At 50.8% G+C, this 21575-nt stretch carries 19 protein-coding genes; 9 read left to right on the forward strand and 10 right to left on the reverse strand.

Annotated features, from left to right (window positions below; genetic code table 11):
• Nucleotides 1–324 precede the first annotated feature (324 nt).
• Together KKE17_11540 and KKE17_11545 are read left to right on the forward strand one after the other, a co-directional pair.
• On the forward strand, nucleotides 325–2058 hold the full coding sequence (locus KKE17_11540; protein ID MBU1710627.1) for a right-handed parallel beta-helix repeat-containing protein: 1734 nt from the start codon (nucleotides 325–327) through the stop codon (nucleotides 2056–2058).
• The gene (locus KKE17_11545) at nucleotides 2049–2687 is read left to right on the forward strand and encodes a porin family protein (protein MBU1710628.1); all 639 of its coding nucleotides are present in this window, start codon (nucleotides 2049–2051) and stop codon (nucleotides 2685–2687) included. Before KKE17_11540 ends, KKE17_11545 begins: the two co-directional genes overlap by 10 nt.
• Nucleotides 2688–2720: 33 nt before the next feature.
• Here the strand turns inward: KKE17_11545 and KKE17_11550 are convergent, their stop codons facing one another.
• Nucleotides 2721–3074, reverse strand: a complete 354-nt coding sequence (locus tag KKE17_11550; GenBank protein MBU1710629.1) for an iron-sulfur cluster assembly accessory protein — start codon at nucleotides 3072–3074, stop codon at nucleotides 2721–2723.
• A 312-nt stretch (nucleotides 3075–3386) separates the two neighbouring features.
• Here KKE17_11550 and KKE17_11555 point away from each other — a divergent pair, with 312 nt between their 5' ends.
• Both KKE17_11555 and truA read left to right on the forward strand, forming a co-directional pair.
• Complete coding sequence (locus KKE17_11555) at nucleotides 3387–4814, forward strand: MFS transporter (GenBank protein MBU1710630.1); 1428 nt, start codon at nucleotides 3387–3389, stop codon at nucleotides 4812–4814.
• Nucleotides 4815–4908: 94 nt separating this feature from the next.
• Nucleotides 4909–5703: a tRNA pseudouridine(38-40) synthase TruA gene (gene truA, locus KKE17_11560; protein MBU1710631.1), complete on the forward strand. Its 795-nt coding sequence runs from the start codon at nucleotides 4909–4911 to the stop codon at nucleotides 5701–5703.
• Here truA and KKE17_11565 read toward each other — a convergent pair.
• Entirely contained in the window at nucleotides 5680–7089 is a 1410-nt protein-coding gene (locus tag KKE17_11565) for a radical SAM protein (GenBank protein ID MBU1710632.1), read from the reverse strand. The two genes, truA and KKE17_11565, sit on opposite strands and share 24 nt — an antisense overlap.
• A gap of 77 nt (nucleotides 7090–7166) precedes the next feature.
• On the opposite strand from KKE17_11565, the gene KKE17_11570 reads away from it, so the two are divergent.
• Nucleotides 7167–8096 carry a DUF3786 domain-containing protein gene (locus KKE17_11570; GenBank protein ID MBU1710633.1) on the forward strand — a complete coding sequence of 310 codons (930 nt, stop codon included), beginning with the start codon at nucleotides 7167–7169 and terminating at the stop codon, nucleotides 8094–8096.
• Between the two features lie 744 nt (nucleotides 8097–8840).
• On the opposite strand, the gene KKE17_11575 is transcribed toward KKE17_11570, so the two are convergent.
• From KKE17_11575 to ychF, 4 genes are all read right to left on the reverse strand, one after another.
• Entirely contained in the window at nucleotides 8841–10250 is a 1410-nt protein-coding gene (locus tag KKE17_11575) for an MBL fold metallo-hydrolase (GenBank protein ID MBU1710634.1), read from the reverse strand.
• Nucleotides 10251–10377: 127 nt separating this feature from the next.
• The gene (locus tag KKE17_11580; GenBank protein ID MBU1710635.1) at nucleotides 10378–10686 is read right to left on the reverse strand and encodes a hypothetical protein; all 309 of its coding nucleotides are present in this window, start codon (nucleotides 10684–10686) and stop codon (nucleotides 10378–10380) included.
• Nucleotides 10687–11114: 428 nt separating this feature from the next.
• Nucleotides 11115–13643, reverse strand: coding sequence for an SUMF1/EgtB/PvdO family nonheme iron enzyme (locus KKE17_11585; GenBank protein MBU1710636.1), 2529 nt, complete (start codon nucleotides 13641–13643; stop codon nucleotides 11115–11117).
• 367 nt (nucleotides 13644–14010) lie between these two features.
• Nucleotides 14011–15108 (reverse strand): redox-regulated ATPase YchF, encoded by a 1098-nt coding sequence (ychF, locus tag KKE17_11590; GenBank protein MBU1710637.1) that lies wholly within the window; start codon nucleotides 15106–15108, stop codon nucleotides 14011–14013.
• A gap of 292 nt (nucleotides 15109–15400) precedes the next feature.
• Between ychF and KKE17_11595 the strand changes: the two genes are divergently transcribed.
• Nucleotides 15401–16123, forward strand: a complete 723-nt coding sequence (locus KKE17_11595; GenBank protein MBU1710638.1) for a cytidylate kinase-like family protein — start codon at nucleotides 15401–15403, stop codon at nucleotides 16121–16123.
• A gap of 93 nt (nucleotides 16124–16216) precedes the next feature.
• Here the strand turns inward: KKE17_11595 and KKE17_11600 are convergent, their stop codons facing one another.
• Genes KKE17_11600 through KKE17_11615 form a run of 4 tightly spaced genes read right to left on the reverse strand, consistent with a single transcriptional unit; the run spans nucleotide 16217 to nucleotide 19217 of the window.
• Nucleotides 16217–16831 (reverse strand): hypothetical protein, encoded by a 615-nt coding sequence (locus tag KKE17_11600; GenBank protein MBU1710639.1) that lies wholly within the window; start codon nucleotides 16829–16831, stop codon nucleotides 16217–16219.
• Nucleotides 16831–17484 carry a L,D-transpeptidase gene (locus KKE17_11605; GenBank protein MBU1710640.1) on the reverse strand — a complete coding sequence of 218 codons (654 nt, stop codon included), beginning with the start codon at nucleotides 17482–17484 and terminating at the stop codon, nucleotides 16831–16833. The genes KKE17_11600 and KKE17_11605 overlap by 1 nt, the downstream gene beginning before the upstream one ends.
• Nucleotides 17450–18541, reverse strand: coding sequence for a L,D-transpeptidase (locus tag KKE17_11610; GenBank protein ID MBU1710641.1), 1092 nt, complete (start codon nucleotides 18539–18541; stop codon nucleotides 17450–17452). Before KKE17_11610 ends, KKE17_11605 begins: the two co-directional genes overlap by 35 nt.
• A gap of 16 nt (nucleotides 18542–18557) precedes the next feature.
• Nucleotides 18558–19217, reverse strand: a complete 660-nt coding sequence (locus KKE17_11615; GenBank protein ID MBU1710642.1) for a hypothetical protein — start codon at nucleotides 19215–19217, stop codon at nucleotides 18558–18560.
• 737 nt (nucleotides 19218–19954) lie between these two features.
• Between KKE17_11615 and KKE17_11620 the strand changes: the two genes are divergently transcribed.
• The 3 genes from KKE17_11620 to KKE17_11630 all read left to right on the forward strand — a co-directional run.
• Nucleotides 19955–20170, forward strand: a complete 216-nt coding sequence (locus KKE17_11620; GenBank protein ID MBU1710643.1) for a hypothetical protein — start codon at nucleotides 19955–19957, stop codon at nucleotides 20168–20170.
• 52 nt (nucleotides 20171–20222) lie between these two features.
• Complete coding sequence (locus KKE17_11625; GenBank protein ID MBU1710644.1) at nucleotides 20223–20969, forward strand: hypothetical protein; 747 nt, start codon at nucleotides 20223–20225, stop codon at nucleotides 20967–20969.
• Nucleotides 20966–21575: RluA family pseudouridine synthase (locus tag KKE17_11630; GenBank protein ID MBU1710645.1), on the forward strand; the 610-nt coding region annotated here is incomplete at its 3' end. The genes KKE17_11625 and KKE17_11630, both read left to right, overlap by 4 nt.

The raw sequence follows: 21575 nt of genomic DNA on the forward strand, positions 1-21575 counted from the left end.
ATGATATAAGAAAGAGGTGAAGAATGGATATGATCTGCGACCGCTCACATTTCCGCTATTTTCCTGATTATGGAAATTTCCCGGCCTGCCTGGCACCGCAGCACTATTTTTACCAGAATAAAAAATGAAGCAAGCATTACCAATTATTTTAAAAAGAAAATTAGTTTCACTGGATTTCAGTGAAACAATCCAACAATATTTACCCTCGCGCTCCATAACCCCTTCATATTGACAGGATATGTTGCGCTGTGGTAAGAGACTGGTGGCTGAGTTGCGGGAAATCAGATTTCCTCAAATACACTGACATTGCACCGGAAAAGGACTATGCCTCCTGAAAAAAAACCATATCTTTTCACCCGTCCTGGGCGGATTCAGTTGATCCTCCTGTTTCTTTTCGGGCTGGTTTTTCTGTACTCGAACCATCTTTTTGCGGCGACCTGCACGGAAACCGCAACAGATGCCGCATCAATCCAGACATTGATAGACGAGGCCGAATCCGGGGATGTGGTCTGTATCCCGGCGGGAACCTATCAGGTGAATTTGAATCTCAAGGCAAGCATCACCCTGCAGGGCCTTGAACTGGCACGGACGTTTCTTGAAAGCGCGACTGAAACATCACCAATAATTACCGGTGCAACAAGTGCCATTGTGCAGAACCTGACCATCCAGAATGGAGGTATCGGCATATTCGCCCATACCATCAGCAACTTCACCATCCAGAATGTCATCATCTCAGACACCACCATTGCTGTTGATGGTGATAATTCAACCCTCACCGTGTCAAACGTCGTATTAAACGAAAACACAACCGCAATTATCAGCCGCAACACCTCGAATCTCACTGTGAGAAATACGGTTATTTCCAACAATACAACCGACATCAGTCTTACCAATACAACCCAGACATTCACCAATAATCTGCTTTATACCAACCAGAACGACAATTACCCCACCAGTGATACAAGCAGTGTTTTCGACGAATCACCACTCTTCGTGAATTCTGCAAGCAACGATTATCACCTCAAGACTGGTTCCCCGGCAATAGATGCAGGATCGGGCAATGATCAGGACCTGAGCACCGCAGATATCGGCGCCTATGGCGGCAATGGTGCGGAGGTGACCCCATTTCCGGTCTCCGGCCTCACCGTCACGGCACAGGGCGCTGACACGGTGACCCTGGCCTGGACTGCAAACAATGCCTACAATATTGCCGGTTACAAGGTTTACTTTGATATAGATAATTCAGGGGAACCCTATGCAGGGACTGCCGCAGAGGGCGCCTCTCCGGTAAGCCTGACCCTGCTTTCGCTCCAATTGACCTCCCTGGTTATCGCGCCAGTCATTCTAACCGCGCCAACGGGACTCACCACCGTGCCCGGGGATGAAACCCTCCTGGTCTCCTGGGAATCGGTGCCCGGGGCTACGGGCTACCAGGTTTCCTACGGCACAACCTCAGGCAGTTACCCAACCACCGTTGATGCCGGCAGCTCAGTCATCCATCAGATCACCGGACTGACAAACGGTGTGGAGATTTTCATTACGGTTACAGCGTACTTCCAACCCACGGTATATCTGGCAGTGGCCGCCGTTGATACCGATGACAACGAAAGCCCCCTGGTCAATGAAATCGCCGCTGTCCTTTCAGACGATATCACCACCGGTCCCGTTTCGAGTGAAGTATCGGACTTTCCTGAAGAAAGCGTGATTTTCCCTGATCTCAAGGACGAATACAATTGTTTCATTGCTACCGCGGCCTATGGATCGAGCATGGCGCCGCAGGTTGTTTGGCTGCGAAAATTCAGAAACCATTTTCTCCTGACCAATTCACCTGGCAGGCGTTTTGTCGCCATGTATTATCAATTGAGCCCAGATGCCGCAGCTTTTATCAATGCGCATGACTGGCTCAAACCGGTTGCCCGGACAGGTCTTTATCCAGCCATCGGCCTTGCCTGGTTCTGCCTCAAAACAGGCCCGGCGCTGAAAATTTTTTCCGCATTCTTTGTTTTTGGATTGTTCATGACGCTCAAGAGGTTTTCGAGGATGAAACAATGCGGATGATTTTGTTATCAACTTTGATCCTCCTCACCCTGGCGCTGCAGTTTCCGGTCTCAGTCTCTGCCAGCGAAGACCCTCGCTGGTCAATTGCCCTGAGAGGAATGCAAAATGAAATGCAGACCGACAACTGGGAGACAACCTATTCCGATAAGACGAATTACGCCGGCATTGAAATCGGCTGGAAATTCCTGCACCAGCTTGGCATCAATCTCGGAATCTCCTATTCCCGCTCAACCGGCAAGGCCACGACGACAAGCGGCAGAACCAGCAATGACAATGTCAGAACACGGCTTGCGCCGGTGGAGATATCGTGCTTCTACCGGCTTGTTTTCATGAAGGATCAGATTGTCGTTCCGTATGCCGCTGCAGGCTATACCCACATGTTTTACCAGACAGATCTCAATGATGATGAGAGAATTGGTGATCAGAGCGGCTATCACCTGAAAGCCGGCCTGCAGTTTCTCCTGGACTGGATCGAGCCGGCAGCCGCTGCCAGAATGAAACAAAACTGGGGGCTGGAAAACTCCTCGCTGTTTGTTGAATATTATCAGTCCGAGATTGATGACTTTGGTTCTGCAACGGACAATTTAGGCGCCAAAGGAATCGCCGGCGGCCTGATTTTCGAGTTCTGACCCCGGACAAAAAGCCCTGTTCCTCCCCGACGTTCACTTGCACTTTCCGCCTTCGATCTTCGGGAAACCGGCCAGATTGAAGCTCTGGCCGCAGCCGCAGGTAGTCCTGGTGTTGGAATTGGTGAATTTCAGCCCGCCGTTGATCAGGTCATCTGAAAAATCGATAACCAGGCCGTCGAGGAATTTCGAACTTTTTTCATCCGAGACGATGCGGATTCCCCCGGCGGTATGGACCACACCCTCGTTGTCCTTCATCGCTCCGGCGATTTCAGCACTGTATGTCAGACCGGCACAGCCGCCTTCCGCCACCCCGACCCGCACGAACTGGCCGGATTCCAGCTTATTGTTCAACATCGTCGCTGCTTTATCCATAATGGTGATATTCATAAAATCCTCCGTGTTTGATTGTTGTCACTCATATATTGAAGATTATTGGCAGGCAAGCGGGAAATGTCAAGGTGCGGCAAGGCAGATAACAGGTCAACGTTAAGGCTTTGGCGATTGAAGACCTCAAAAAGACAGCCGGAAGCAGAGTTATGAAAATGTTAAGTTATTTTTAAGCGGATCCTATATTTCTTGTGAAACCTCTGGCATCAACTATAAAATGAGAAACAGACGCTCTTCATCATACCCTTGACAGAGGCCGGGAAATACATGTCCAAAGATGCTACTGACCATGAATATCGATGACAAGTAACCATGACTGATCGACCAGACCATACCCCGGCCACTGCCAGGGGCAAGAAGTGGGATGACCCGTCTCTTGACGCCGCCATACGCGACGGCAGATCCAGCGCCGTCATGCTCGGCTGTGGCGAGACCTACCTTGGTCCCTTCGGCATTTTTCTGCAGGCCGGCACCCTGCAGATCGGCCTGCTTGCCACCCTGCCCCAGCTGGTCGGGGCGATCATGCAATGGGTGAACGCCCGAACCATGGACCGGTTCAAAAGCCGCCGCAGGATAATTGTCGCCAGTGTCATCTGCCAGGCCCTGGTATGGATTCCCATGGGACTGCTGCCATTTTTTGTCAGCCGCAGCCAGTCTGCCGTCTACCTGCTCATTGCCCTGGCCGTTCTGTACCACGCCACTGCGGGTTTTTCCCTGCCGGTGTGGAACAGCCTGATCGGCGATCTGGTGCCGGCAGACATCCGCGGCCGCTTTTTCGGACACAGGAATCGGATAAAAGGTATTTATTCGTTTTTCGCCCTGTCTCTTGCCGGAGTCGTACTTCATCTCTTTGCGCGCAGCGGTCAGACCGCCATGGGTTTTTTGATCATTTTCATGGTTGCCGCTCTGGCGCGCCTGAATTCAAGCCGCTGGCTCGCCCGGTACGGCGATCCGGAATTCATCCTGCCCGCCGAGCACGTCTTCACCTTCAGACAATTTCTTCAACGCTCGCCGCATTCCAATTTCGCCAAATACGTCTTTTTTGTTGCGGCGATAAATTTTGCTGTAGCATTCTCCGCCCCCTATTTCGCCCTCTACATGCTCCGCGATCTCAAATTTTCCTATCTGCAGTTTACGGCGGTGACCTCGGTTTCCACCATCACCCAGTTTCTGCTGTTCCGCCACTGGGGGAATCTGAGCGACAGCTTCGGCAACAAGAAAATCCTCAATGTCTGCGGCTGGGGAGTGGGATTTGTGCCGATGCTCTGGCTGTTTTCAGCCAATATCTTCTATCTTATGGCCATTCAGGTGGTGGGCGGCATCGTTTGGGCCGGATTCAGTCTGGCATCCAATAATTTTCTTTTCGACGCGGTGTCGCCGCCGAAACGTGCCCGCTGTGTGGCCTATCAGAGCCTGGTAAACGGTGTAACGGTCCTTACCGGCTCACTTTTGGGCGGATTTGTGGCGGTGCGGCTGCCGCATTCCTTTGATGTGGGTTTCTGGATCTGGACGCCAGCCTTTACCCTGCCGGTCATTTTTCTGCTTTCAGGGCTGATGCGGCTCGCCGCAGCGGCATTCATGCTCCGCAAATTCAAGGAGGTGCGCACGGTGGAACCAATCCGGCACCGGGAACTCATCTACCGGGTGAGCCACATCAAACCCATCGCCGGAGCGACTTTCAGCCTGTTCACCGGCACTTCCCGGGAAGATAAATCCGACTCCCCTCCGAAGCAGGAATGAAAATTTTCCAAACATTGGACACCTTCTTACGGTAAATCCGTAAAAAATTTGCCCCTTGGGGATCGACAGATCCCCCTTACTTAAAAGGATATTCATGAACAACCACAGACAATGCAGCCGATTCAAGCTCCTCCTGGAATATGACGGCAGCCGTTACAGCGGCTGGCAGAAGCAGAACGATGCCCGGACCATCCAGGGCACACTCCTTGACGCCGGAGCGGTGATATTCGGCAGCAAGCTGGACATCCAGGGAAACGGCCGCACCGATGCAGGGGTCCACGCCCTGAATTATACCGCCCATCTTGAGGCCAGCACAACCATGAGGCCTGAGGATATTCTGGTCAGGTTCAATGAACTCCTGCCATCAGACATTGTCGTGCTGGAGGTCGCGCCCTGTGCCGCCCGTTTTCACGCCCGCCACAACTGCATCGGCCGGAGCTATCTCTACCGGATCTCGCTGCGCAAGAGCGCTTTTGCCAAAAAACATGTCTGGTGGGTAAAAGACAAGCTCGACGTAAAGGCCATGGCCGAGGCAGGCAGTCTTTTCGTCGGCATGCATGATTTTGTTTCATTTGCTGAAAAGCAGGAACTGAAAAAATCCACCAAGGTGATGATCAACGCCATCCAGATCTTCGAAGATGATGAGATTATCTATTTCCGGACGGTGGGGTCACACTTTCTCTGGAAGATGATCCGCAGGATGGCGGCGGTGCTGGTGGAGGTGGGCCGGGGCAAGCTGAGTGTTGAGGATGTGGAAACCTTTCTCCGAACCAGGACTGATGCTCCCAGCCGGTTGCTGGCCCCGCCCGCAGGCCTGTTCTTTGAGCGGGCCTTTTATGACCAGGGCGAATTCAATACTTTTCTGTCAGAAATAGCTGAGAAGGCCTGACCCCGTCTCCTCGAAGGAACGGATTTCCTTGAGAATAGCCGATTCATCCGGCGCAGCCAAAGAAACCTGGATATCGCCGCCGGGAAAACACCCTGCCCGGAAAGCCCGAACGGATTCTTCGTCAAGCAGCAGTTCTCCACTTAGAGCCCGGCGCTCCACCACGATCTTTTTCCCAGGGTTTATTTTGATCTCGCGGTAGGGATTCCGATAGGTAACCGACGGCTTGAGCGTGGCGCCGAAATAGGTGACATGGACCGGAAACCGATGGGGATCCAGAAGGGGGAGCAACTGCACATTGATCACCAGCCTGGTCTTCTGACCATTCAGCGACCAGAGCTTCTCTCCGGGGTCATTCTGTTCGAACACCTTGACAAGTTCATCCAGTTCTTCAGGGCTGCCGCCAAGGGCCAGACTGCGGATATTGCCGGCGGCGGTAATTGTTTCGTGAGGGGAGACGAAAACCGTCGCGCCCCGGCGGCGGACGCCCATATTCTGATACCGGTGCCGGTAGATGAAGGAGCAGTAGTTGACGGCAATGCCAAGCTTCCTGTCAACGGCGAAGCGCAGCATTTCAAGGGCCGTAAGTTCCGATTCGAGAACCGTCACCTTGGGGCCATGGAGAAAGGTATAGGGCCTGGACAGGAGTTTTTCGCGGTTATGCGTTGTGCAGCGCAGCTGGTGCAGGTTGAGATAATTGACCCCGAGATCGCTGATCCGCACCATGGAATCCCGCAGAATCGCCGCATCTTCGGGAATTGCCGGGATCTCAACGGTGACATTGGCAATGACTCCCACGGCAAGGCTGACTTTATCAAGGCTGTAACCGTCGGCGCTGATGTCGAAGCGGATCTCGTCAAGCCCTGCATCCTTGAGAATCGCAAGCTTGTCCGGGGTGAGGAGGATACCGTTGGTATACATCCAGACATGCAGGCCGGCGCCATGCCTTTTCTTTATCTTCTCAACATACTGGACGGTGCGGTCAAAGGTCAGGAGGGGTTCGCCGCCGCTGATGCCGGCCCCACGGATCTTAAAGGCCGACAGATAATCAACGTAATCCTTTGCCGCAGAAAACTGCAGGGTGTTGGTGGTGGGTTCCCCCTTGTGGGTCTGGTCCGCAGGACAGTAAAAACAGCGACCGTTGCAGATGCCGTTGATGAAGAGACAGGACCAGGCCCCTTCGGTGCACAACCTGCAGCCCGGGGAAAGGGCATGGGTATAGAGTTTGGCGCCGTTGCAACAGGTCTTGATATTGCCTGCCAGTTCCGCAAGCAACCCGCGCCGTTGTTCTTCAGCGGCAACGGTCTGAGCGGTCGTCACCCAGTTCAATGAGTCGAACTGTTCGCCGAACTCCTGGCGGTTGCCTTCAATAAAACTTTCCCGCTCCATGCCCGATTGCCCCCAGCTCTTTGTTTTCCGCAGTCTCTAAAAAAAACGATCATGACCAGTGCGGGCTTGCATGTATCATGCAATGCACCTGTTTAGCAAGCTATTTCAAAATCACCTGCAGACAGTTGAGAACAGGGTATCACCGCACCTCAATCCTTTTTTTGCCACCCCTTGCGCTTTTTTCATTTCTTCATTACCCTGCCAACATGTCCAAAGCAACCTTGACTCCCCTGGATGTCTATAAGATCCTGCCGCAAACCAATTGCCGTAAATGCCTGCTGCCCTCCTGTCTGGCATTTGCCGCGGCAATCGTCGCGGGTAACAGAAAACTCAAGGACTGCCCGGACCTCGACCAGAGCACAATGGCCGACTTCTCGGCCAGGTATCAGAATCCGGAGGTCAAGGAGATGAACCAGGCGGAGTTCATCGACAAATTGCAGAGAAAAATGGCAATGCTTGATCTTGCCGCCATTGCCCCGCTGATCGGCGCAATTGTCAAGAGAGACGCCATCATCATCAATTCCATGGGCAAGGATTTCGTCCTGGACCGGCAGGGCAACATGACCTCGGAATGCCATATCATCCCCTGGGTGCAGGCGCCGTTGCTCTCCTACATTACCCATGAAACTCATGCAGACATTACCGGCAGGTGGACATCATTCAGGGAAATCAAAGGGGGGATTGAATGGCAGGGGCTCTTTACCAGCCGCTGTGAAGAACCGCTCCGCAAACTGGCTGATGACCACCCGGACCTGCTCACTGACCTGATCGGTCTGTTCATGGGGAAATCCATTGACTGGTATGAAGCGGATATTGCGCTGATCCTCTACCCGCTACCCAAGATCCCCATTCTCATCTGTTACCAGGCCCCGGAGGGCGACCTGCAATCAAAGCTCACCATCTTTTTCGATGCGTGCTGCAGCACCAATCTGCATATCAAATCCATCTTCACCCTCTGCTCCGGACTGGTGCAGATGTTTGCCAAGATTGCCGAGCATCACCGGTAATTAGAGACCAAAGGGCCAACCTCCTCAACGAAAGACGAAGGTGTCTTGTCTCCCCGGAATTACGCCGCAGGCAGAGGGATACGATTTTCCGGAGATAGTGCCAAGAGTTTCAGGGATAAATATCCCCCTGTCCCCTCCTCTGATATAATGGGACAAGGAATCAAATCATTGGCCGGAACACAGCTATGAAGTCTTTTTCGGTTGTTTATCCTGCTTCTTTTTGGTCTGTTTATCCTGTTTCATATTCATCTGTTTCTTGCTCTTGTCCTTATCTTTCTTACCACCCTTGTCTCCCATTGCCTGCTCCTTTCCTGTTGTCAGTCATCTTCTCGACATGTGGGCTGTCGCTGCGTTGTGAGTCCTCACTTTACGTCTCTTCCTGTCCCGGAGGCCGGCTAAGATATGCCGCCTTCAATATATGGATGGAGAAGAAGGGATGCTGGCTTGTTATCCTTTCCCTTATTCTCTTGCTCGAACAAGCATACCCGGCAGCCAGAAGATTGCAAAGCTTAAATTGTTAGTTAGCGGATCCGATGGGGGCGGCCAGAAAGGACAGCCTCAGTGATCATCAAATTTGAGATATCTTTGACTCCGCCGAACAGGAGGAGAAACAACCGGATTTATTCTGCACCATCTACTGCTGAAACTTGGCATTACGTCCCCGGATTTCGATCACCGGTATCATCTTTTAATCCATCATCCTGAGTGCTTAATTTTCAAGATGTAACCCTGGTCTTTCGTCCTTTAGAATATAAAACTCTGGTGCGGGTCCGGGATATGAACCGACTCAAAGCCAAGTTCTGAACGCAGCGCTTCAGCAAAGGAGTTTGCCGAAGATTCCTCGCCGTGAACAACAAGGGTAAGGCGCGGTTTCTTCTTCATGGCCCCGGCCCAGGCCAGCAAACCGTCACGGTCTGCATGGCCGCTGAACCCGGTCAGCACCTCCACCCTGGCATTAAGATCATACTCTTCCCCGAAAATCCGTACAGTTTTCTCGCCATCGACGATTCTTCTGCCCAGGGTATTCGGAGCCTGCCAGCCGGTGATCAGGATGGTGTTTCTCGGATCACTGATGCGACTTTTCAGGTGATGAAGAATACGGCCGCCCTCCATCATCCCACTGGCGCTGATGATAATCGCCGATTTGTCTGAAGCACTCAGTTCCTTGGATTCCGCGATCGAACCGGTGTATTGCATGGTCTCGAAACCAAAGGGGTTATTATTGCTGTCCTGAAGCATGAACTTGCGGATCTCCGCGTCATAGGTCTCCGGGTGCAGACGAAAAATGTCAGTGACCCTGGTTGCCAGAGGGCTGTCCACATATATCGGCAATGACGGCAGTTCCCCGGCGTTGAAAAGCTTATGCAGGGCGTAGACGATCTGCTGGGTTCGGCCCACGGCAAAGGCCGGGATCAGCAGAGACCCTCCGCGCTTTGTCGTTTGATCGACTATCCGCTTCAGTTCCTTTTCAGACTCGGGGTACGGCGCATGGGTTCGGTCGCCGTATGTGCTCTCGATAATCAGAATATCGGCTCCCTCGGTAATCGGCTGCGGGTCGCGAATAATCGGAATGCCTGGCCGGCCGATGTCTCCGCTGAAAACAACCCTGACCGGTTTGCCGGTGGCATCATCCTGAATATCCAGGACCACATGAGCGCTGCCCAGCATATGACCGGCATCCACCAGGGTCAACTCAACTCCTGGCAGAATCTGCCGTTTGTGGTTGTACCCGATCCCGATAAAGTGCTCCATGGCCTTGACCACATCCTCTTTGCCGTACAGCGGTTCAAAGAGATTCTTGCCGGCTTTCAGCCGTTTGCGGTTGACATACTCAACATCCTTCTCCTGGATGAAGGCGCTGTCCATCAGCATGACGGCGCAAAGGTCCCGGGTGGCGGAAGTGCAGATGATGTCGCCCTGAAAACCATTTTTTACCCGGCAGGGGATGTTGCCAGAATGATCCATATGGGCATGAGATAGAATAATTGCATCAAGATCCTTGCCTTCACAGGGCCATTGCCGGTTCAGCTCAAAGGCCTCTTTGCGTTTGCCTTGAAACAGGCCGCAATCGAGAAGAAAACGTAAGCCGTTGACTTCGATCATATGCTGCGAGCCTGTGACTGTTTTTGCAGCACCGAGGGTGGTAATCTTCATCTTTCCTCCTGTATGGACCCGGCTTCAATGAACTTCAGCGGCATCCCGACAATAGCTTCTGAAACTCCTGATTTTCAAAACATCACAGCTGATAACTCTTCATCGAACAATTGAGATCAGCCCCGGTTCACTCCAATTCCTCTTCTTCTCTTGGTTTTTTGGTTCGAATACCGGGCTTGGCGAGAATTTCCAAATAAAATGATTCAAGCTGCTCTGATTCAGCCTGAGAAATGAATTTATTGATGGCGGAGACGTGGATAACCTCACTGCTCGCTTGATCAACACCGAACCGACAGTCAAAATCCCAAAAATCCACGTTGGGGGGGAGAGTCTTTCGCCGTTCTCTTTTTATATATTTTTTAACTTCATATTTGATGGCTTCAACAAGCCTTGGAACCTTGATCTTTGGATGGGTCATTTTAAATGTTTTTTTCATAGTGATTCCAAAATGTTTGACTGATATTATTAATAGTAAACTTTGATAAAATCTATAGATAGCGAATGCAATGAGACTTCGAACAGACTGATTTCATCGACTTGCGTTGCAACATGTTGATTTTGTGAGGTGAACTTTTGCTCCCGCGAATTTTTACCCACAGGGCATAAATACGAGTCCATCAACTTTGTTTAATGACATGATATCATCAAGGTGCGGTTTTCCAAATCGTTTCTTACATCGATAATCTATTTACCTGATCGGAGTCATTTTATTGCCGGCTTTAACTCATGACTGCAAGTTGAAATAAAAAATATGGGAGCAAATCATTGGCTGGAACAGGATAATCCAGGATAGCATAAAAAGAAGGTTTTCAGGGAATAATACGATAATGCAGGCCTGCCCTCTTCGCTCTGTTTACTTACCAATCATTCCGGATCCAGGGCAAGGCGGAATCCGAGATATTTAAATTTGAAATACGGCATGTACCTGCCGCGATATGCGGCGCGGACATTATCTCTATAGTAGGACCAGCTGCCTCCCCGAACGACTCGGCTCGTGCCTGTTGTCGGGCCCTGTGGATTTTTGCCGGGGCTTATTCCATAATAGGTGTCGCTGTACCAGTCACTGCACCATTCCCAGACATTGCCGCTCATATCATGAATTCCCAGCTGGTTGGGATTTTTGGTCCCTACTTCCCAGGTATGGCCTTTACTGTTTTCCATATACCACGCCACGGCATCCACATCATCACCACCGGAATACTTCTGGTTCATACCGCGGCTCCGTGCCGCAAACTCCCACTCAGCCTCGGTGGGTAATCGGAATTTTTTTCCCGTCAACCCTTTGAGCTTTTCAAGATATTTCTGCGCATCATCCCATGAAACACGCTCAACTGGGAAATCGGCCCCATTTTTGAAATGGGAAGGGTTGTCCCCCAAAACACTCTGCCAATTCCCCTGGGTCACCTCGTATTTTGCAATATAATAATCATCAAGGCAAACTTTATGGACCGGCTTTTCAAACTGGTTGCCAATGTCAAAGGTGTCACCCATTTTAAAACAGCCGCCCTTGACAAAAATCATGTCTCCGACAAGTTTTGCCATGAGACGTTCCCGGGCCAGTTCTTTTTCTTTTTCGTCTATCCGGACTTTAACATTCGTGATGAGTTCATCAAGGCCGGCCAGAGTCGGCATGAGCGCTTTCGCTGCCATATACTTTTGCAGGGCCTGCACAAACTCCAATGCCTTTTCTAACGCTATTCCTTCAACGACAAACCCCTTTGCACCGGCCAGTAGAGCTCGTGAAGCTGCCTCATTTTGCAGTTTCCTTAGAAGTACCCATGCGCTGGCGACCCCGGGATCATCATTCTTAAGTGCCTCTGCCTCCTCAAGATAGTTTTCCGCCTCGGTAAACTTCTCTTTGTTCATGGCATTTTCAGCCTTAATCACCAGCTTTTTGATCTGCGCTTCTATCAGCCGGTCTCGCTCGTCTGGTTCAACCCAATCTCCCTGGTATTTAACCAGATTGCCGCCGGTGAGTTTCATGTCCAGATGAGCAGTCTGGTCGATGAGAATTTCAACTTCCTTTTCAGCAGGATAATACCTGTCTGCATGGATGCTGATTGTATGAATGCCTGCCGGGATTGCCTCTAGTGTCAGCGGGGTACGTTCCTCTATTTGTTTGCCATCAAGGGCAACAACCCCTGATTCAGGGGTTGAGGTTATTCTGATGCCGCCTTTTCCAGGCGTAAGGGAGTAATTTGTCTCTACTGTCTGATCCTTTTCTAATTCCACCTCCCTGGTAAGATCGAGGAAATACTTCTTCTGCAACAGGAGAGTAAACTTTCCAGAAGGCAGAGCATTTCCAGTAAAGGGCGTCTCCCCCAACTCCCTTTTGTCCAGATAGACTCTTGCTCCGGAAGGTTCTGAAGTGATCGATAACGTCACTGTCCCTGTAGCGAATGCATCAAATTCTGAGGAATTTTCAATGACTGGCGCATCTTCAATTGAGAAAACTTTCTCAACTTCCTTTTCATGTGCCGGGATAACTACTGGTAGCGGAATATTCTTTGCGGGGCTGTTCTGCTGATCCAAGAGGATCGGCGCCCAATAAATTCCAACCGCGACAAAAAGAAGAAAGACCACACCTATCAGAATCCAGTGCTGTGATGATTTCTTGGGTTTTGTTGTTTTTTGGGGTTGGGGATCTTTCTTTTTCACCTCTTTAATTGATGGCTCCGGGTCACTCACCTCTGCGGCAGAGGCACCGGAAACCTTCTCTTCAACATTGGTCGACAAGGGAGATTCCTGTTCCTGAACAGAATGGACTGGTTGAACCTCGTCAACAATTAATGGTTCCGGAGGTTGCTCTTCTGTGGCGGAAAGTCCTAAAACATCTTCAGTGCCTGAGTCCATGGGGGGCAGAAAAAAACCTGCCTCAATCTGATCTATTGCCTCCAGCAGAGTCCCGGCATTCTGGAATCTGCGGCCAGGATCAACGGCCAGAAGCTGGTCAAGCAGGGACTGATACTGGATCAACATTACCGGCAGATCAGGGAATGAAATAAGAGATGATTCCGGGCTTAACGGTGGAAGCTTCCTGGTCAGCATCTCATAAAAGACCACACCAAGACTGTAAAGATCAGACCTGGCGTCAATCTCCGACCCATGAGCCTGTTCCGGACTCATGTAAGGGTCCTGGGCACCCGAACCGTTGCCGCTATGAGATGATTTTTTTGAACGGGAAATTTCGAAATTGGAAAGAGTTGTTGCTCCGGATTCCTGAAATGTGACGTTTTCAGGCCTGATATGACCATGAACAAAACCCTGTTGATGAACATAAACAAGGGCGCTGGCTAATTGACGGAGGATCGCAAATGCATCGCCCGAAGAAAGATCTTTGCCGATGTGTTTCCGCAGAGTATTGCCTTCAGGGTTTTCGGTAGAAATCGTCATGAATTATCTGAGTTAAACCTATCGAACAAAAACATTTACACAGTATCTGTCAGCCTGCAAGACTATCTTGCCCACCATTCTCAAAAAGCATGCAACTTTTATCTTTTATAATATTTCAGGGTAGTTAGCAACTTTTTTATACTTCCTGAAAAAAAGGAGCCAATGTAATGAGTACCGAATGAAATGAATTCAAGAAAATACTGGGTCACGTGGAGGGAAAGAAAAAGGAAATCGCTCGAAATATCTGCTGTTTCAAGCGAGACCCACTTCTCATGTTTGGATGGCAGAGAAAAGAGTTTTCAGGAGATAAGGCGACAAGTTTCAAAAATAAAAATCGTCGCCCCCTGCAGATACAACTAGCACTCCATCAGGCACTGGTCAGAAATACCGTTACATCACCATCCTTGAAAATATAATCCTTGCCCTCTGTCCTGAGCTTGCCCTGATTTCTGGCTATGGCCCAGGAGCCGACGGCAACGAGATCTTCATAGGGGACCACTTCAGCGCGGATAAAATGTTTTTCAAAATCGGAGTGAATGACGGCCGCCGCCTGGGGAGCCCTGGTGCCCTGCGGCACAGTCCAGGCCCGGGTTTCTTTTTCACCGGTGGTAAGAAATGACATAAGATTCAACAGGGAATAGGCCTCACGGGTAAGACGGGCAAGTCCGGATTCTTTGATTCCCAATTCCCCCAGAAAGACTGCTACTTCCTCTTCATCCATTTCAGAGAGTTCCGATTCAATCTTTGCAGAGACGGTAACCAGGCCATCGCCATGGGAATCCGCATAGGCCCGCAATTTCTGCACATAGGGGTTATCGCCCTCGGCACTGAGATCGTCCTCGCTGACATTGGCAACATAGATCACCTTTTTATTGGTGAGCAGCTGGAGCTCCCGATCAAGCAACTCGTTCTCCCGGTCATTGAGCACAGCCGCTCTGGCCGGTTTTTCATCTTCAAGAACAGCCTTTATTTTCACCAGGCCGGCAAGTTTTATTATTGCGTCCCTATCCTGACCGCGCGCCTTTTTTTCCTCACTGTAGATCCGCTTTTCAACCAGTTCGAGATCAGAGAGGATCAGCTCCAGATTAATGGTCTCCACATCTGCAACCGGGTCTATTTTGCCATGAACATGAGTGACGTTTTCATCATCATAGCAGCGGACCACATGGGCAATGGCTTCCACGCTGCGGATGTGGGCGAGAAACATATTACCCAGCCCTTCACCCTGAGACGCACCCTTGACAAGGCCTGCAATATCGACAAATTCGATGGTGGTGGGGATAATTTTATTTGACCTGCCAAGGTTGGCCAGAACAGTAAGACGATGATCCGGGACCGCGACAATGCCGATATTGGGCTCAATGGTACAGAAAGGGTAATTACTGGCCTCAGCACCGGCTCTGGTGAGGGCGTTAAACAAGGTTGATTTGCCAACGTTTGGCAAACCGACAATTCCGATTTTCATCTGTGGAACTCCTGCTGCTTTGCTAAAGGGGTCGATTGATGGGGGTTTGACTGTCATTTTCGTAGCAGACCGCTTGTGAGAAATGCAGGCTGATAGAAGGGAGTAGTTCTTTATACCATTGTGACGATTATGTCCATGATTAATCGCAAATATTGCAATTCGGTTACTCTTAAATGGCTATCTGGTCGCAGGTCCGGTGTCATGAATACTTGAAATATATTGCTCTATCTGTTTATTTTATATTAGTGACTTGAGAACTCTTCTCCAATGCTTTTTCCCTGGAGGGAAATTAATGCCGAAATCCCAAAATCCATACTCCCCCGAGTTTGACATCGACGAGATTCATGCCTGGCTGAACCAACGGGCAAAATCCATAAAAAAACAAGGGCACAGCCATTTCGTGACAATCTCCCGTGAGTATGGATGCGAGGCCTATCCCATTGCAGAGGAACTCCGTGACTGTCTCAACAAACGGTCAGCACCATGGATGATTTTCACACGACCCATCATAGAAAAGCTCATCGAAGACGATGAATTCGATTCCAAGTTCATTCATGAACTCAGCGAAATGCGGTATGGTTTCTCCTATCAATTCATTGATAATTATGTGCCTGATTTCATGAAGTCACCACATTCCCAGACTTTTGAGAAGATGCAGAAACTTTACCTCAAACTGGTGGAGCTGGGGAACTGCATTATTGTAGGATCGGCGGCACAGATTATCACCAGCGATTTAAATCCCGAGCGCTACACAGGAGTCCATGTGAGGATCATCGGCAGCGAGGAGTTCAGAACCGGAAAAATCATGGAATATTACGGGCTCGGCAGGGAAGAAGCGCAAAAGCATCTCAAGGAGAAGCAGTCGGCCAGTGACAATTTTGTAAAGGATTTCACCGGATCATCAGTCAATGATCCCTATCTCTATCACATGGTGTTTCATAATGACCATGTTCCCACTGATTTCATGATAAAAACCCTCTGCGAATATCTGGTGGAAAAGGGAATCAAATACTGATATTTCAGTGATCTAATCCATGCTGTCCATGATCCATTCAACAACGCAACAATTCAGGGAGAAAAGGATTAATGCAGGGTTGCAGGGTCACTTTCAACCGCCGGGAATGATGAGCGCCTCGGCGTTTTCAGAGACATACCAGTAAAGCGCCCGGGCGGCAGAGGGTTCCATCAGCAACATAACATTAACAAGGCGCCTTTTATCTCCGCCCCTGATGATTTTCGGCAGTCGGGCGGTTAACTCCCAGGCCCAGCGGTGCATGTGGCGGGCGAGACCGGCGTCGGGAGAATCAGCAACCACCGTCAGTTCAATACCTTCCTTGAAATGCATGATAAAATGCGTTGGCATGTGGGCAAGTTCCAGGGCCATAACCTTGTCGCCAGCGTTTTTTCCTCCGGGACGAATTTCGCGTCGCTCCGGCGCCTGAAAGGATTCTTTTCTCTCAAAATTAATCAGCTCGACACCCAAAGCGTCGCCCCTGAACCGAATATTGTTTATGGGAAACGATTGCAGCTGCAAGCTTTTAGCCTTGAGCTGGATCTTCTTGCCGCGAAGGTCGAACACGGCGTAAATCCGATCCTTTTTTGCCAGTGCGAGTTCTATTTCAAGTTGTTGTTTTTCGTCCTTTCGGATATCGGCCAGACTGTTTGCCGACTCCGGAAAGGAAAAGGCCAGAAGAAAAAGCAGAAGAGTAAACAAGGATGCCATCAGAATATCATTACCTTTGCGCCGATGGGCACGGTTTGGTAGAGGCGTTTGAGATCCTCGTCAGCCATCCGGATACATCCGTGCGTGACATTCCTGCCCAGGAGCCGGGTATAAAGAGTCCCGTGAATAAAATAGCCGTTGCCGATACCAACAGCATATTCACCGAGTCCTCCGGCTTCAATACGGTCATTGTATGACTTGGGAATTGCTTCACCCTCCTCGATAAACGCCCAGTCAGGTTTGACCCAGTAAGGTTTACGGGTTTTTGAACCAACGGAGAAAACGCCGCGGGGGGTGTCAAAGATCCACTTTCTTTCCCCGGAAGGATCCTGAAGCACGTTGCCGCTGCCTGTGGAAACCAGCGCCCGGTGAAGGGTTTGCTCTCCTTTTCTGATGAAGAGGAGGTTTTGCCCCGTATCGATAACCACGTGAATTCCCTGAGGAGACAAGGCGTTCAGCTTTTTCCTGAGCGCTGCAACATCGTCACCTTTTCTATTCTTTGCTTTTGTGGGAGCGGGCGCGGCAATCCCCGCATTGCCATCCGGGATTTTCGGAAAACCGAAAAAAAATAATGCCCCACCTGCCAGCATGACCGCGCCGAACAGGAGTATTTTAGTCTTATTTGCCCAGAGCAATGGAAACGATATTTTCATAATCAGTAACACCGACGATGGTAATTGGCGTACCGGTCTCGGCCATGTCAAACAACTCCGCCATATCGGAGTTGTCCAGGGATACGCATCCATCGGTAATTCCGTCTTTCCCCCCCCCGTGTATTTCAAGGAGGCTGCCGATGCCCGATTTTTCCGGGACCAAGCCCTTTTTTCTTGCAGAGGCGAACCGCTTCATATCCTCAGCGTTTGGATAATTGATGAGCAACGCCTTATAAAACCGGCTTTCATCATTCTTTTTTACGACGCGGTAATGCCCTTCCGGAGTAGCCTGATCCCCGGAGTAGAGTTTGTCCTTCAGTCCATTCCGACCCAGACCAACGCGATATCTCCTGATTTCAGCACCGTTTTTGAGGACAATGAGCCTCCTGTCGAGTTTACTTACCAGGATGGAAATGCCGCTGTTTTTCTGAGAACCCTGTTTTGCCGTCGCCACAAGACGCCGCCAGTGCTCAATCTGTTTTCTGTCGGCATAGCGGCCTGCGACCCGGCGCAGGGCATCCTCGGCCTGTTGCAGATAAGGATCGGCATCGCCGAGCCGAAGCATGGCCTCGTCATGTTTTTGCTGCAGCAGCATGGTCCGCGACACAGAGAGCAGGACTTCGACTCGCGTCAGAAACCTGCGCGCGACTCGTCCCTCGTTGATGGAGTCGGCCAGTGCCGCCAGGGCTTCAAGTCTCTGTTCACGGGAAGCAATGGCCTCGGTCACAACGCCGGTCCTTCGCTCCTGCTCGCTTGAGGTTTCCATGCTGATCAACTGTCCGCGGTTATACAGCGCGCTGAATTCCTTCCGAAGCGATTCATAGTTCACGAACCAGATAAAACGCGCCCTTTCCGCAGCGAGCATTTCCCTGCACTCACGCAGTTTTGCCCGATAGGTAATAAATTCCGCGGCAGCATAAACGTCCGCTCCATCCCTCCAGAGATCCTTCTCCTGGATTTCCACCAGGTAGACCTCCGGAGGGACAGGCGGCCGGTTGCAGCCTTCCAGTAAAAAAAATGGCAGGCAGAAAATCAACGCCAGAATTTGATGCGGCATTTACGCAGAACCAGACTTATTTCTTTACCTTTTTGGCGCTGGCGCTCTTTGCCCTCAGCTTGGCAAGCATTTCTTTTTCGGCATTCTCCTTGGCGACCTTCTCCATGGCCAGTTTCACCTGGGAGGAAATTTCATTGGCCTTCTGGGAAACGATGCCAGCCTTTTCAGTTGCACCGGCATATTCACCGGCATCAATCAAGGGCTGAATGGTATACATTGATTCTTCAAGACCGTTGAGGTCTGCACCCATGGCCTCGATATCAGCGCGACTGCCTTTTCCTTTTGGAGCAATGGCAAGGGCGTTTTTAGCCTCGGCAAGGGAAGCCTGCGCACCCTGGAGGGCGTCGATGGAATTCAACCGCGCCTGTTCCTTGCTGGTAGCGACAACAGATCTGACCTGCTCGGAATCGCTCATCACCTTGGCAAGCAGCTGTTTGGCATTATCATAGTTTTTCAACATTTTTCCATCCTGCACCTTGACTTCATCCAGCGCCGCTGCCAGATCAGCCTGCAAAGTCCGGAGTTCCTGCGCGGCATAGATCCCGGCACTCTCCTGGGCCACAGTTTCCACTGCGGCACGGGAAGAGCTTATTTCTTCGACTGGCTGTTTCGAACATCCCGTGATACCTGCAACAAACATCAGAGCCACAACAATAAACCTAATCTGCTTTTTCACTGCATATCCTCCATAACTGCTTGGTTGTGAGCGGATCGAACAGGATGTTTGATCCGCATTTTGATCAATAGAAATTCTTTATGCCGGCCGGAACATTAATCGCCTTATCAGCTGAAGCAGGAGGGTTTACAACGACAAGAAACAGTCCGGCCAAGGCGTAACGGAGCCGGAGTCCGGCAAAGTTTAAATAAAACTAGGGGAGGTAAAACTGAGGGGTGTAAAGAAACGGCTTGATGTGAAGCGCACACCTGTATGGGTGCTCTTTCCAGAACAGGCACTCTGGAATATCGTTATATATCATATAAAGGTAAGGCCACATTGCGTTGACCCGATAAAAAACTCTTGTTAAATTCCTTAGCTGCAGGCAGCCTGGAATGCACGGACCGTGGGAAGTCGCCCGTGGTCCGTGAATTGCTGATTTTTTTCAGCAAAGCAGGAAGATGCGCATATATACCTCTGCTTTAGAAATAGTCAATAGAAATGTATTGTCGATAAACAGGCCTTGAATTGATTCTGATTTAACTGAACATCGGGTCTTTCCCCAAGGCGCATATCTGCCACATTGACAAGAAGGATGATTTCGAATAAACAAATCACCGGTTTGCCATGACCTGTTTGTCAGAAGGATGAGGATCTGCCAATAAGCTGCAACTTAACCCGTCAAGAAATCTGCCCTGATGGACAGTAGATACAAAGGTTAATAATATTGAAAAAAGACCAAGAGAGAAAAGAAGACCATGGAAATACGGAATGAAGAGCAGGCCCGGGAATGCTGCGAGGCCTGGAGCGTCAAGTCGGTGAAAGTGCAGCGTAGCCTCCTGCTGCAGGCAAAGGAGTCCCTGGAACTGGGGCAACTCTATTATGAGAACAAGGATAACCAGGCAGGGGTGCAACGCCTCGGGAACTGCATTACACTGCTGCAGTCCCGCCTGAAGGATCTGGATGAGGAGTAAAGAAATAAAGGGCGAACGCAGAATATCACTCGGTGCGACGCCTCAACAACAGATCGCCGAGCAAATCCCATCCTGTTCAGGCTATTGCCGGAAATGCGGCCAGGAGCATACCATAGCAGAAGGGCCGGCCCGTGATTACTGCCTGGAGCTCATGGAGGTACTGGAGGAAAAGAAGCGCATTGATCTCACCGTACCGGATGCAGAGGCAAATCCCCATTTCTCCACGGATTACCTCTTTGGCGAGGCACGAGGACAGATGTTCGGCATTCTGGCGTGTCGGAACCAGAAGGGTTCTAAGGTAAACCTCAAAGCCTTTTCCGGTCAGTTCGACGGCGCCTGGGTGGTGGAAGGCTGGGCGCCGCCGCTCTTTGATGTGCGCCAATGGCACCGGATCAGCCATGATGTTGAAAAAGAGATCAAGACCCTTGGCAAAGAAATTGATCGTCCGGACACCGACCCGGCCAGACGTGCAAACATTGTCCTGCAACGCCGCGAGTTATCACAACAACTGATGAAAGACATCCACGCCCTTTACACCCTCACCAATTTCCACGGTGAATCTCGGCCCCTCAAGGATGTCTTTATCGGGCAAAACGGTATCCCCACCGGCACCGGCGATTGCTGTGCCCCAAAGCTGTTCAACCATGCGGCCCGAAGCGGCCTGATCCCCCTCGGCCTGGCGGAATTCTACTGGGGCAGGGAAAACAAATCCAGCAGCCGGCTGCATCGGAGATTTTACCCGTCCTGTGCCGGCAAGTGTCAACCGATTCTGGGTTTTCTCCTGTGTGGCCTGGAATGATTGGACAAATGAAAATCATCTATAGCGATACGCACATCGTTATGGTTGAAAAAACCGGCGGGCTGCTCGCGGTTCCCGGACGTGGTCCGGACAAGCAGGACTGTGTGGAGAGCCGGGTGAAAAAGCTCTATCCCGAATGCATCCCCCAGCCAGCGGCACACCGTCTTGACATGCATACTTCCGGCATCATGGTGCTGGCCCTTACCAGGAAGGCGCATCGGCATCTTTCCATGCAGTTTGAAAATCGCCTGATAAAAAAGCGTTACATCGCCCTGGTTGAGGGGCTGGTTACACAGGATTCAGGGGAGATTCAATTGCCATTCAGACTGGATCCGGACAATCGACCTTATCAGGTTTATGATCCGGTGCATGGCAAGATCGGGGTCAGCCGCTGGCGAAAAATCGCCACGGAAGGAAGCAGGACACGCATTGAATTTACCCCCCTCACCGGTCGCACCCACCAGCTGCGTTTGCACGCCTCCCATGAGAAAGGCATTGGTTTCCCCATAGTCGGCGACCAGCTTTACGGTACCGGCCGGGATGGCGACCAACTCCTGCTGCACGCCTCCTACCTGGAGTTTCTGCATCCGGAAACCGGGGAGACAA

It is taken from the genome of Pseudomonadota bacterium (assembly GCA_018823135.1).
Taxonomy (GTDB): Bacteria; Desulfobacterota; Desulfobulbia; order Desulfobulbales; family CALZHT01; genus JAHJJF01.